This window comes from Tenacibaculum sp. 190524A02b (assembly GCF_964036645.1).
Taxonomy (GTDB): Bacteria; Bacteroidota; Bacteroidia; order Flavobacteriales; family Flavobacteriaceae; genus Polaribacter; species Polaribacter vairaonense.
In genome coordinates this window covers 799,195-810,925 of record NZ_OZ038525.1, presented here as the reverse complement: position 1 = coordinate 810,925, position 11,731 = coordinate 799,195, and the positions used below count along the sequence as shown (strand labels likewise).

10 protein-coding genes and 2 tRNA genes are annotated in these 11,731 nt (G+C 29.5%); 9 read left to right on the top strand and 3 right to left on the bottom strand.

The annotated features are described in order from the left end of the window. Positions 1-4 precede the first annotated feature (4 nt). Positions 5-376 carry an RNA-binding S4 domain-containing protein gene (locus ABNT65_RS03275; protein WP_348747155.1) on the top strand — a complete coding sequence of 124 codons (372 nt, stop codon included), beginning with the start codon at positions 5-7 and terminating at the stop codon, positions 374-376. A 42-nt stretch (positions 377-418) separates the two neighbouring features. After that, entirely contained in the window at positions 419-922 is a 504-nt protein-coding gene (locus tag ABNT65_RS03270; protein ID WP_348702183.1) for a phosphoribosyltransferase domain-containing protein, read from the top strand. On the opposite strand, the gene ABNT65_RS03265 is transcribed toward ABNT65_RS03270, so the two are convergent. Next, complete coding sequence (locus ABNT65_RS03265; RefSeq protein WP_348737273.1) at positions 914-1,432, bottom strand: shikimate kinase; 519 nt, start codon at positions 1,430-1,432, stop codon at positions 914-916. The two genes, ABNT65_RS03270 and ABNT65_RS03265, sit on opposite strands and share 9 nt — an antisense overlap. 109 nt (positions 1,433-1,541) lie before the next feature. Here ABNT65_RS03265 and ABNT65_RS03260 point away from each other — a divergent pair. The 3 genes from ABNT65_RS03260 to ABNT65_RS03250 all read left to right on the top strand — a co-directional run bounded on the left by ABNT65_RS03260 (position 1,542) and on the right by ABNT65_RS03250 (position 2,131). After that, positions 1,542-1,614, top strand: a tRNA-Lys gene (locus ABNT65_RS03260). A gap of 38 nt (positions 1,615-1,652) precedes the next feature. Next, positions 1,653-1,735 (top strand) — tRNA-Leu (locus ABNT65_RS03255). Between the two features lie 219 nt (positions 1,736-1,954). Then, complete coding sequence (locus ABNT65_RS03250; protein ID WP_348747154.1) at positions 1,955-2,131, top strand: hypothetical protein; 177 nt, start codon at positions 1,955-1,957, stop codon at positions 2,129-2,131. 1,019 nt (positions 2,132-3,150) lie between these two features. Here the strand turns inward: ABNT65_RS03250 and ABNT65_RS03245 are convergent. Then, positions 3,151-3,765, bottom strand: a complete 615-nt coding sequence (locus ABNT65_RS03245) for a hypothetical protein (protein WP_348747153.1) — start codon at positions 3,763-3,765, stop codon at positions 3,151-3,153. Positions 3,766-4,022: 257 nt separating this feature from the next. Here ABNT65_RS03245 and ABNT65_RS03240 point away from each other — a divergent pair, with 257 nt between their 5' ends. Together ABNT65_RS03240 and ABNT65_RS03235 are read left to right on the top strand one after the other, a co-directional pair. Next, complete coding sequence (locus ABNT65_RS03240) at positions 4,023-4,250, top strand: hypothetical protein (protein ID WP_348747152.1); 228 nt, start codon at positions 4,023-4,025, stop codon at positions 4,248-4,250. A 371-nt stretch (positions 4,251-4,621) separates the two neighbouring features. Then, positions 4,622-4,861, top strand: a complete 240-nt coding sequence (locus ABNT65_RS03235) for a hypothetical protein (RefSeq protein ID WP_348702243.1) — start codon at positions 4,622-4,624, stop codon at positions 4,859-4,861. A gap of 55 nt (positions 4,862-4,916) precedes the next feature. Here the strand turns inward: ABNT65_RS03235 and ABNT65_RS03230 are convergent, their stop codons facing one another. After that, entirely contained in the window at positions 4,917-6,635 is a 1,719-nt protein-coding gene (locus ABNT65_RS03230; RefSeq protein WP_348737271.1) for a thiol-activated cytolysin family protein, read from the bottom strand. 406 nt (positions 6,636-7,041) lie between these two features. Here ABNT65_RS03230 and ABNT65_RS03225 point away from each other — a divergent pair, with 406 nt between their 5' ends. Beyond that, positions 7,042-7,851, top strand: a complete 810-nt coding sequence (locus ABNT65_RS03225; RefSeq protein ID WP_348702246.1) for a carboxypeptidase-like regulatory domain-containing protein — start codon at positions 7,042-7,044, stop codon at positions 7,849-7,851. An 86-nt stretch (positions 7,852-7,937) separates the two neighbouring features. Beyond that, positions 7,938-11,609 carry a phosphoribosylformylglycinamidine synthase gene (gene purL, locus ABNT65_RS03220; protein ID WP_348747151.1) on the top strand — a complete coding sequence of 1,224 codons (3,672 nt, stop codon included), beginning with the start codon at positions 7,938-7,940 and terminating at the stop codon, positions 11,607-11,609. The last annotated feature ends 122 nt before the right edge of the window (positions 11,610-11,731 follow it).

Genomic DNA, 11,731 nt, shown 5'->3' with positions numbered 1-11,731 from the left:
TTGTATGAGAATAGACAAATATTTGTGGTGTATCCGATTATTTAAAACAAGGAGTACTGCTACGAATGCTTGTAAAAAAGGGCAGGTAAAAATTGACGGAAATAACTTAAAACCTTCGAAAGAAGTTTACGGAAATGAAGTGATTATAGTTCGTAAAAACCAAATTAATTATAAAATAAAGGTCTTAGACTTACCTGAAAGTAGAGTTGGTGCTAAATTAGTTGATTTATATCGAAAGGACATAACTCCCAAAGAAGAATTTGAAAAAACTGAACTTTTAAAGTTTGCTAAAGATTATTACAGAAAAAAAGGTACTGGTAGACCTACTAAAAAAGATAGAAGAGACATAGATGAATATTACGAGGATAACGAATAAATCATTTATAGTTCTTTAAAATTTTACAATATAAATATAAATATGAATACAACTAACAATATAATTTTAGATAATTTACAAGTTGAACAAAAGATAAAAAGAATTGCTTATCAAATTTATGAGAGTAATAGTAATGAAAAAGAAATTGTAATTGCTGGTATTTCTAAAAATGGATATTTATTAGCTCAAAAAATTGCAGATAATTTATCTTTAATTTCTTCTCTAAAAATTATTTTATGCGAAGTCTTTATTAATAAAAAGAAACCTATAGACTCTGTTTCTACCTCACTAGCTTCAAGTGATTATAAAAACAAGCCTTTAGTTTTAGTTGATGATGTTTTAAACTCTGGAACGACATTGATTTATGGTGTAAAGCACTTTTTAAATGTACCCCTTAAACGTTTTAAAACAGCTGTATTAGTTAACAGAAATCATAAAAAATATCCTGTTAAGGCAGATTTTAAAGGCATTTCATTGTCTACTTCAATAAAAGAACATGTAACCGTTGAGTTTAACGATAAAGAAACTATAGCTTATTTAAGTTAATAAGCTATAGGTTTCATTACAGATTTCATCAATACTTTTATTATCTATTTGCACTTTAAAATGTGCCATATTGTAGTAATAGTTTCTTTCAAATAAATGCTTAGCGACAAACTCTAATAAATCTTCATCATTTAACTCAGCTACTAGAGGTCTATTTTCTTTTTCCTTTTTTAATCGCTCAACTATGGTGTTACTATTTGCTTTTAAATAAACAGAACATACTCCTTCTGCTAATTTAATATGTTCCATATTATTTCCATAACAAGGTGTTCCGCCTCCTAAAGATAAAACGAAGTCTTCTTTTTTATTTAGTAACTCTATTAAATATTCTGTTTCTTTTTTTCTAAAATAAATTTCTCCATTATCTTTAAAAACCTCAGGAATAGTTTTTTGTTCTTTCTGTTCTATATAATCGTCTAAATCTACAAATTGTAACTTGTATTCTTTAGCTATTAATTTACCAATGGTAGACTTACCACTAGCCATATATCCTAATAATATTATTTTCATTTTTATTGAAAATTAAAGCATCACAAATATCTATAAAAAAAATCAAAAAAAAGATTTTGAGATTCAAAAAACAATTGTATATTTGCAACCGCTTTCACAAAGAAGCAATGACCGGGTAGCTCAGTTGGTAGAGCATCTCCCTTTTAAGGAGAGGGTCCTGGGTTCGAGCCCCAGCCCGGTCACAAAAAGTTAAGCTTATTGCTTAACTTTTTTAGTTTTTGCACGTATGGCGGAACTGGTAGACGCGCAGGCTTGAGGGGCTTGTTTCCCACGGAAGTGCAGGTTCGATTCCTGTTACGTGCACTCATTAAAAGCACAAAACACTAACATTTTAGTTGTTAGTGTTTTTTTATTCTATTTATGGGAGTTTTTGTGAAGAAACTAAGCCTTTTAATTACTCTTATCAATATAACTCCCCTCTTCTAATTGTTATACTCCCTGTTAATCTTGTAGTTTATCTCAAAAAATTAATTCTATTGTAAAAATTGACTAAGTTTAATCAATCTTAAAAATTTACTTACTATGTTAAAAAACATTTCAAATCTTGGTCAAACTTTAAATAAGAACCAACAAAAATCTATTAAAGGAGGAATAGCTGTTTGCTTTATCTATACTTTCAGCGATTTAGTACACTGTCAAGAAATTGGTGGAGAAGTTGCTTATTGTGCTCCTCATCTTGATTGTGATACTCCAGAATAAATTAGTTTTATAGTAGACGCAATAAATTAAGCGAACTTCGGTTCGCTTTTTATATCTACACTCCTCATAATACTGTTTTTTTATTTTGTTTTACTATTTTTACTTTATGAAATATCGCTATGAACAACTAAACACTGAATATATAGAAGCTCGAAAAGTTTTTCTTTTTACTAAGTTTACAGCCATTTTGTTGATCTTTTTTTATATCCTTGCCTTTATCTCAAATTACTCTAGATTTCAAAAGATGTGTTACCATTTATACTAGTAGATACCTTGATATTTTACCAACACCTAAATACTTTTGCTTTTATCAGCTTTTATTTTAATATTCCTTAATTTTATTCTTTATAATTACTTTTGTAAAATGAATTATAAAGGTTTTGCATACGGAGCTGTTACTGTTGGGCTAGTTGATTTGATTATTTATTATTTCGTTGCTGATTCCTATAAAAAAATAGCTCGTTATATTTCTCGCTTTCTAATAATCACATGCGTTTTTATTTATGCTTTTTACATAGATTAATTACTTTATATTTTATTTCCTTATTTTTGTAAAAAAAATCATGATCTATTTATTAAGAGGCGGTATTTTATTATCTCTATGTTATTTAATTGATTTACTTTTATTTAAATTATACTTTTCAAAATCCCCTAAAAGGATTGAATGGTTCAACTCTGAAAAATTTTTAATTCAATTTTCAGTCACCCTAATTGCTACAATCATTGCTTTCACTGTTGTTTAACTACACTTATTTTTATATTTGTTTACTTAAATTTCGCATAAAAAAATCAACACTTTTTAGGTGTTGATCTGTGGTAAGTTATATTTTAATTCTAACGTATTAGTATATGTTTTGTTGCCTGTTTTAAGCACCTAATTTATTAAATAGAAACCGAATAGAAAATCCGTTAAGATTTTTGTAACTAGACTAGAACAATAAATTACATACTTTGTTGCCATGGAGAGTGTTTTGGCATAACATCTCTTAAAATCTCAATCCTTTTACTGAAATTGAACTTTATTTTTTTTCTAAAACCTGATCAATCTTTTCACTCATATATTTAATTGCTTTAGTTTTACGATATAACTCTTCAGTTGTTTGTCCCTTCCTAAATGAATCATAAGGTGATTTTGGTTCTGGTCTGTAGCGCATAACTTCGCCTACTCCTTTTGTGTAAGCAATAAGTTTACCTTTTTTATCATATAAAAAAGCAGATGGGAATGTTGACTCATAATCACCTGCTTTGATAAAATCTAAGTGATTATCAAAATAGAATTCAAAAACATCTTTAAGCGAATCATTTGTAACTAAAGAATGTTTTAAAAATTTGTCTATATAATTATTTCTACCCTGAGTGGACACAATCAAAATAGATTTGAGATCTTGATAGCTTTCTTTTGCTTTAATCATTTCTTTCATGGCTACTAAATACCTAACTACATATCTAGAAAATGCAGAATGGTTTAGTTTCATACTGCAAATAATCAAAATTGGTTTTTCGTCGTTAAGAAATTTAGATGATTGTAATATTTGCTTAGATTCATTTTTTAATTTTGCATTTGGTAAAGTCTTCTGACAATACAAGCTAAAACTAAAAAAGGTAGTCAGCAAAACTGCTATATTTTTTTTCATTTCACAAATTCATTAGTTAACAACATCATATACAAATAATTAATCAAACAAATATACTTGTTTTCAAATTAATATTTCTAAACAACAGAACATTTTCTATTTCATTAACAACGAATAAAATACTCTTTTCACAACAGATTTACCTTATTCTACTTACCACAATTATGTCAAAGAACTTTTCAATTTTAAAGGCTCTGAAAACCTACAATTTTTGTAACATTTTAATCTTTTTAACTACTAATTATTAAATTACACTTATGAAACCCGAAAAAAAGAAAAGAATTTCCGATTACGATACTACTGGTGAACTTGGTTTTATTGAAATGCTTGGTGCTATTTTCTATATGCTTCTAGGAGGATTAAAGAAAAGTTACGAACATTATCATCAAATGAAATTTCAAAAGAAAAATATCATTACCGGCTACTTTTTAAAGCTTTTCATTATTTTCGGATCTCTAACATTAATTTTTTATTTAATGATTTAACTACAGTTATTAATTAATCTTATTGATTACAACTTTAAACTAAAAAGAGATTTATCTAAATTTTCTAGCTTAAAACATATCAAAATACTTTAAAATCTATTTTTCAATAATTTGAAATAGTTATTTAAGCTTTGAGAAAAACTTCATTTTTTTACTGACTAACAACACTTTAAATATTTAATCATTTTATTTTCGTTATATTTACCTTCCAACTAAGGGAAAACCCTTAGCTACAATACCCAGTACCCCTTATAAAGAAACAGTGTTATTAGGTATAGGTCTAATTAAAGCAAAAAATTATATTTGTAAAAACCTATATAGCAGACTATTATGCATTAATTTTTAAATTAACTTATAAAATAAGGGAAACTATGACAATAAACAGTACTTTATATGCCAAAGAGTTTGATAATAAAGTTCAAAATCTTGAGCGGAAAATTAAAAACTATTTAAAAGAAAACAACTACAACATTGATAACATCAATGAATTAATTCAATGGAGTCATACTGTTATTAATAATAAAATAACGCGTGATATTTATCCAAATGAAAATTGTTCTAGCGAAATAAAAAGAACTATAAAAAAACTACTCAAAGAAGAGTTCCATTAGCAATTTGTTTAACAAAAAGAGATATAGCTTTATTGCTATACCTCTCTTAAAATATTTATTTTATGATATAGGTATCATAATCTAAATAACAAGTATCTCCTTGTACAATTGTTCTTACTCCATTCCATGTTCTATTATGAAAACTATCACCAACGGTATAATTTTCTACATATGGATTATGTCTAGTATAATCTACCCATTTCTTTAAATTAGGATTATACTCATATTCGTTTGATCCCATAGATCCATCACGGTATACATAACATTCAGAATCACATTCTCCTACAATTGACACGACTCTAAATCGCTCTCCAGCTCTCGCTCTTACTTTAAAATCAATCACTTTACCATCAGCAACCGTTCTTTTTTGTCCAAATTTATAGTAATCACGGCCAATATGACTTTCAATACCGTATCCCCAATAAAGTTTTCTTCCTGCAGAATACCACGTACCTAATTCTCTATCATATTTTTCAACATAAATTCTACCAAAAAGTTCTCCTCCACTAGTTCCATGATCTGTACCATACAACGCTACATCTGTTGGATCAACTCTTAAGTTATCATAATACACTAAATCACAATCCTTTTTAATATACTCTAAATTAGAACTTACTTTAAATGGCCTGTTATCAAAAGTATAATTAACCTTATATGAAATTGGATAACCAGGATTATTAATTGACACCTCTGCTCCTTCTTTTAAGAAGTCTACCACTCTGTCTAGATTATTAGCCATAGCCGCTAAAGACGAAGCTATACCAGAAGTAGCACTTCCTCCTAATTGCTTTACTTTAACAGTTGATTCATTAAAAATTGAACTATAAGAAGCTTTTAAATCTGCATTTACATTAGTTCCTATTGATTTATAGGCAAAATTCAATGCTGCCTCAACCTCTAAAGCACTACTACTTGATTCATAAATTAAAGTATATAGTTTTCCATAAGTAACCGATTCAATGTAAGCTGATGGATTTTGCTGCCCTTCACTAACATTTAAATAATCTGTCACATAAGGATTTAATCTCTCAGGTGTAACATTTTCATTAAACCAACCATTCTTTCCTATCACTCCTTCTTTTGGAGAAACAGATGCCGTAAAGAAGCGTTGTTTTAACGTAACCGCATATCTAGTTTTTTGTCTAGAAAAATCTACTCCAAAACTTCCTGCAACATTTACGCTAGGTCCTGAATAACCAGCATTTAAAGAAAGTTGAAATTGTTTTTCATCATGAATTCTTTGAATACTAATATCAAAACTAGCAGGGAAATTAGCTTGACTTTTATAATAAGCATTCAAAATGGCATTTAAATTATCTTGAACTTTTCCTGGTGTAGGATCTTCAATTGTTCTAGAAGTAGATGCTGAAGTTCCTGATAATACATTTACTCTTACTTCTACAGGATTTCTATCTTCTCCTGAAATTGGGATAGAAGTTGGTGCTCCTTCTTGTACAGATCTTGCTGCAACCAAATTCCCCGGCCATAGCAAAGAACTATTAGCATCTAGAATAAAAAAATCTGAATCTGTTTGAGTAAACGATACTTTTTTCTCTACGCAATTTTCTTCTACAGCTTCTCTTTTAGCATCTGAAGCATTTTTTTTAGACAACTCACTAATATTTAAGTTCTGAATACCGTCAGGTACTTCGGGGGTTAAAAACTGAGGTAATTGCTCCGTACTAGAACTTATTTCAGAGCCATTGGTAAAGTCTTCATTTTGACATGAAACCATTAATAGAAGGGTTAATCCAAATAATGTTGGGTATCTCATTCGTATATATATTTTTATAAAATTTGTGTTTATTATTTTAAAATACTTAAACACTGTAGTACCTCTCTTTTATTTTTTATAGAGAGAAATATTGGGTTAAAAGTGTAAATACAAGGAATAACATTAATGCACCTGATCAGTTATTATGCATTATAAATGTTAATTAGACTGCTAATTAATAAAAATTAGCTTTTTAATAGTTATATAGCCTGGTTATAAAAGCTTTTAAAGTCAGTTTCAAAAAAAAATATAATATTCACAACAAAACTGACATTTAGTTGTATTATATAACAACCAACAACATGTTTACCCTACATTTTTTATTATTTTTTTTCTTTTTCGTAAACAATAATCAATTTCACACATTATTAACTAACAAAACCACTTTTATCACTATTTTCGCATTATGCAAAAAAATCTCTTCACCTTTTTTATTTTACTGTTATTTACTTCATTTATAACAGCTCAAAGTGACCTAAACAATTCGTTAAAAGGTCAAATTGTTGACAATGAAACTAAGAAACCTTTAAGTGCTGCACATATTTTGAACTTAAATACAGTTATAGGTACTATTACTAACGAAAAAGGTCTTTTTAAATTAGCAGCACAAGCAAATGATACTGTTCTTGTTTCTTTTTTAGGATACTCTTCAATTAAATTAAAAGTTACTAATGACCTACTAAAAGGTAATGAAGTTGAAATTTCTTTGTCTGAAAAACCACAAGAAATTAAAGAAATCGTAATTAAGTCTACAAAATTAATTGGTGTTCTTGAAGTTGATGTTAAACAAGTACCTAAAGATAAATTTACAAGAATTCATATTAACGGTTTACCACAAACTTATGAAGTTGGCCGTCCGAAAAAGATAAGTTCTCCAATAGCTAAACTTTTAAATCCTGTTGATTTAGTATACAACCTTTTTGGCAAAAAGCCCAAACAATTGAAAAAGCTTCAAAAGCTTAAGAAAGAGGATGATTTACGTAAAATGTTAGCAGGTAAGTTTGACAGAGAAGTAATGATGGAATATTTAGAAATGGACAGAGCTGAACTCCATACATTACTAACTGATTGTGACTATTCTGAATACTTTATTAAAAAAGCAAGTGACTTACAGTTAATTGAAGCTGTATTAAATTGTTACGAAAATTATAAAGCCTTAAAAAAAGGTAAGATAGATAGAAATAGAATACCTGAAAAAACAAGTTTAAAGCAGTAAAATTTTACTGCTTTTTTTATGCTTTTAATTCAAGTAAAAGAACTAAATTTACACCTTTTAAAACACACACAAACACAACTATAATAATGATTCATTTCTTTGGAAACGTAAACAGTAATGTTTTTGCTGTTCAAACAACAGAAGAATTAACTACAGAAACAATTTCGAAACTTACTTGGTTATTTGGAAACCAACCTAAAATAAACGCGGCGTCTCTTGACGCCTTTTTTGTTGGACCAAGAGCTGCAATGATAACTCCTTGGAGTACAAATGCTGTTGAAATTACTCAAAATATGGGAATTTCAGGAATTGTAAGAATTGAAGAGTTTGAAGCTGTTTCTGAATCTTTTTCTGATTTTGACCCTATGATTTCTCAAAAGTTTAATGGTTTAAATCAAGAAACGTTTACTATTGATATTGAACCTGAAGCTATCTTAGAAATAGAAGATATTGCCTCTTATAATATCCAAGAAGGATTAGCTTTAAGTGACGAAGAAATTACATATTTAGAAGACGTTTCTAAAAAAATAGGTAGAAAATTAACTGACTCAGAGGTTTTTGGTTTTTCTCAAGTAAATTCTGAGCACTGCCGCCATAAAATATTCAATGGAACATTTATTATTGATGGTGAAGAACAACCTACCTCTCTTTTCAAGCTAATCAAAGAAACATCAAAACAAAATCCTAACGGTATTGTTTCTGCTTATAAAGACAATGTTGCTTTTATTCAAGGGCCAAAAGTTGAGCAATTTGCTCCTAAAAATGCAGATATTCCTGACTATTATGAAACAAAAGAGTTTGAATCTGTTATTTCTTTAAAAGCAGAAACTCATAACTTTCCTACAACTGTGGAGCCTTTTAATGGTGCTGCAACAGGTTCTGGTGGAGAAATTAGAGATAGACTTGCAGGTGGTAAAGGTTCTATTCCATTAGCAGGAACTGCAGTTTATATGACTTCTTATTCTCGTCTAGAAGAAAATCGTCCATGGGAACAAGCTATGGATGCACGTAAGTGGTTATATCAAACTCCTATGGATATTTTAATCAAAGCTTCTAACGGTGCTTCTGATTTTGGTAATAAGTTTGGACAACCTTTAATTTGTGGTTCTGTTTTAACTTTTGAACATGAAGAAGATGCTAGAAAACTTGGTTTTGATAAAGTAATTATGCAAGCTGGAGGTATTGGCTACGGTAAAAAAGATCAAGCCATAAAAGATACTCCTAAAGAAGGTGATAAAATTGTAATTCTTGGAGGTGAAAACTACCGAATTGGTATGGGAGGAGCTGCTGTTTCTTCTGCTGACACTGGTGAATTTTCTTCAGGAATTGAACTAAATGCCGTACAAAGATCTAATCCAGAAATGCAAAAACGTGCAGCTAATGCTGTTCGTGGTATGGTAGAAAGTGAAGAAAACTTTATTGTTTCTATTCACGATCATGGAGCTGGTGGACATTTAAATTGTTTATCTGAATTAGTTGAAGATACTGGTGGAAAGATCGATTTAGATAAACTTCCTGTTGGAGATCCTACCTTATCTGATAAAGAAATTATAGGTAATGAATCTCAAGAACGAATGGGCTTGGTGATTTCTGACAATCATATTAACACCTTAAATAAAATTGCTGAACGCGAGCGTTCTCCAATATACACTGTAGGAGATGTTACTGGTGATCATCGTTTTACTTTTGAATCTAAAACTAATGGTAATAAACCTATGGATTTAGCTTTAGAAGATATGTTTGGAAGTTCTCCGAAAACAATAATGAATGATAAAACAGTTGATAGAAATTATGCTGATTTAAACTATTCTAAAGAAAACTTTTCTAACTATTTAGAACAAGTATTACAATTAGAAGCTGTAGCTTGTAAAGATTGGCTTACCAACAAAGTAGATAGATGTGTTGGTGGAAAAGTTGCCAAGCAACAATGTGCTGGTAGTTTACAAATTCCTTTAAACAATGTTGGTGTTATGGCACTAGACTATAAAGGAAAAGAAGGGATTGCTACTACAATTGGACACTCACCTATTTCTGGGTTAATTGCTCCTGAAGCTGGAAGTAAAAACTCTATTGCTGAAGCATTAACAAACATTGTTTGGGCTCCTTTAAAAGATGGTTTGCAATCAGTTTCTTTATCTGCAAACTGGATGTGGCCATGTAAAAATGAAGGTGAAGATGCACGCTTATATAAAGCAGTAAAAGCTATTTCTGAATTTGCAATTGATTTAGGTATCAATGTTCCTACGGGAAAAGATTCTTTATCAATGAAACAAAAGTATCCTAATGAAGAAGTAATATCTCCAGGAACGGTAGTTATTTCTGCTGCTGCAAATTGTAATGATATAACTAAAGTTATAGAACCTGTTTTAAAACCTAATAAAGGAAATATTTATTATATCAACTTATCTCAAGATGAGTTTAAATTAGGAGGTAGTTCTTTTGCCCAAGTTGTAAATAAAATAGGGAACTCCACTCCTACTATTGCAAATAACGCTTTCTTTAAATCTACATTTAATGTAATTCAAAACTTAATTAAAGAAGATAAAATTATAGCTGGTCATGATGTAGCTTCTGGCGGCTTAATTACAACTTTACTAGAATTATGCTTTGCAGATGTGAATGTTGGTGCTAATATTGATTTATCACAAATTGGAGAGGATGATAGTATTAAGTTATTATTTGCGGAGAATTCAGGGATTGTTTTCCAATCTGTTGATAACACTGTTGAAACTGTATTCAAAGAAAAGAATATTGAATTCTTTAAAATAGGTGATGTTACTGAATCTGATAGATTAAATATTAAAAACAATTCTGATGTATTTGCTTTATCTATTTCAGAATTAAGAGATACTTGGTATAAAACATCTTATTTATTAGACAATAAGCAAACAGCTAACGGTTTAGCTAAAGATCGTTTTGAAAACTATAAAAATCAACCCTTAAAATACACCTTTCCTTCTCATTTTACTGGAAAGTTAAATGATGTTGTTGGAACTACTAATAACAGACCTAAAGCTGCCATAATTAGAGAAAAGGGGTCTAATTCTGAAAGAGAAATGGCTAATGCTATGTATTTAGCTGGTTTTGATGTGAAAGATGTTCATATGACAGACTTAATTTCTGGAAGAGAAACCTTAGAAGATATTCAATTCATTGGGGCTGTTGGTGGTTTTTCTAATTCAGATGTTTTAGGTTCTGCAAAAGGATGGGCTGGTGCCTTTTTATATAATGAAAAAGCCAATGCTGCTTTACAAAGTTTCTTTAAAAGAGAAGATACTTTATCTGTTGGTATTTGTAATGGATGTCAGTTATGGATGGAATTAGAATTGATTAATCCTGAACATAAAGTTCATGGAAAAATGGTTCATAACGATTCTAAAAAGCATGAAAGTTCTTTTACTTCAGTAAAAATACAAGAAAACAATTCTGTTATGTTATCTAGTTTAGCTGGCACTGAATTGGGTGTTTGGATTTCACATGGTGAAGGAAAGTTTAATTTACCTGAAAATGAAGAGAATTATAATATTGTTGCCAAATATGGATATGAGGGATACCCAAATAATCCAAATGGTTCTGATTATAATACAGCTATGATGTGTGACAATACTGGACGTCATTTAGTAACAATGCCGCATATAGAACGCTCTACTTTTCAATGGAACTGGGCTAACTACCCTGACGGTAGAAAGGATGAAGTTTCTCCATGGCTAGAAGCTTTTGTTAATGCCAGAAAATGGATAGATATTAAAAATAAATAATCTGTATGTAACAATTGTTACAAGACACTCTTTTAAATATTATTAAATTTAACGATTAAATCGTATGTATTAATCTTTTGAAGGGTGAGATTAATAGTAAAAATTGAGACGGTACAACTTAT

Coding starts and splice junctions, on each gene's coding strand:
- ABNT65_RS03275 (WP_348747155.1), top strand. CDS start 5: ATGAGAATAGACAAATATTTGTGGTGTATCCGATTATTTAAAACAAGG.
- ABNT65_RS03270 (WP_348702183.1), top strand. CDS start 419: ATGAATACAACTAACAATATAATTTTAGATAATTTACAAGTTGAACAA.
- ABNT65_RS03265 (WP_348737273.1), bottom strand. CDS start 1,432: ATGAAAATAATATTATTAGGATATATGGCTAGTGGTAAGTCTACCATT.
- ABNT65_RS03250 (WP_348747154.1), top strand. CDS start 1,955: ATGTTAAAAAACATTTCAAATCTTGGTCAAACTTTAAATAAGAACCAA.
- ABNT65_RS03245 (WP_348747153.1), bottom strand. CDS start 3,765: ATGAAAAAAAATATAGCAGTTTTGCTGACTACCTTTTTTAGTTTTAGC.
- ABNT65_RS03240 (WP_348747152.1), top strand. CDS start 4,023: ATGAAACCCGAAAAAAAGAAAAGAATTTCCGATTACGATACTACTGGT.
- ABNT65_RS03235 (WP_348702243.1), top strand. CDS start 4,622: ATGACAATAAACAGTACTTTATATGCCAAAGAGTTTGATAATAAAGTT.
- ABNT65_RS03230 (WP_348737271.1), bottom strand. CDS start 6,635: ATGAGATACCCAACATTATTTGGATTAACCCTTCTATTAATGGTTTCA.
- ABNT65_RS03225 (WP_348702246.1), top strand. CDS start 7,042: ATGCAAAAAAATCTCTTCACCTTTTTTATTTTACTGTTATTTACTTCA.
- purL (WP_348747151.1), top strand. CDS start 7,938: ATGATTCATTTCTTTGGAAACGTAAACAGTAATGTTTTTGCTGTTCAA.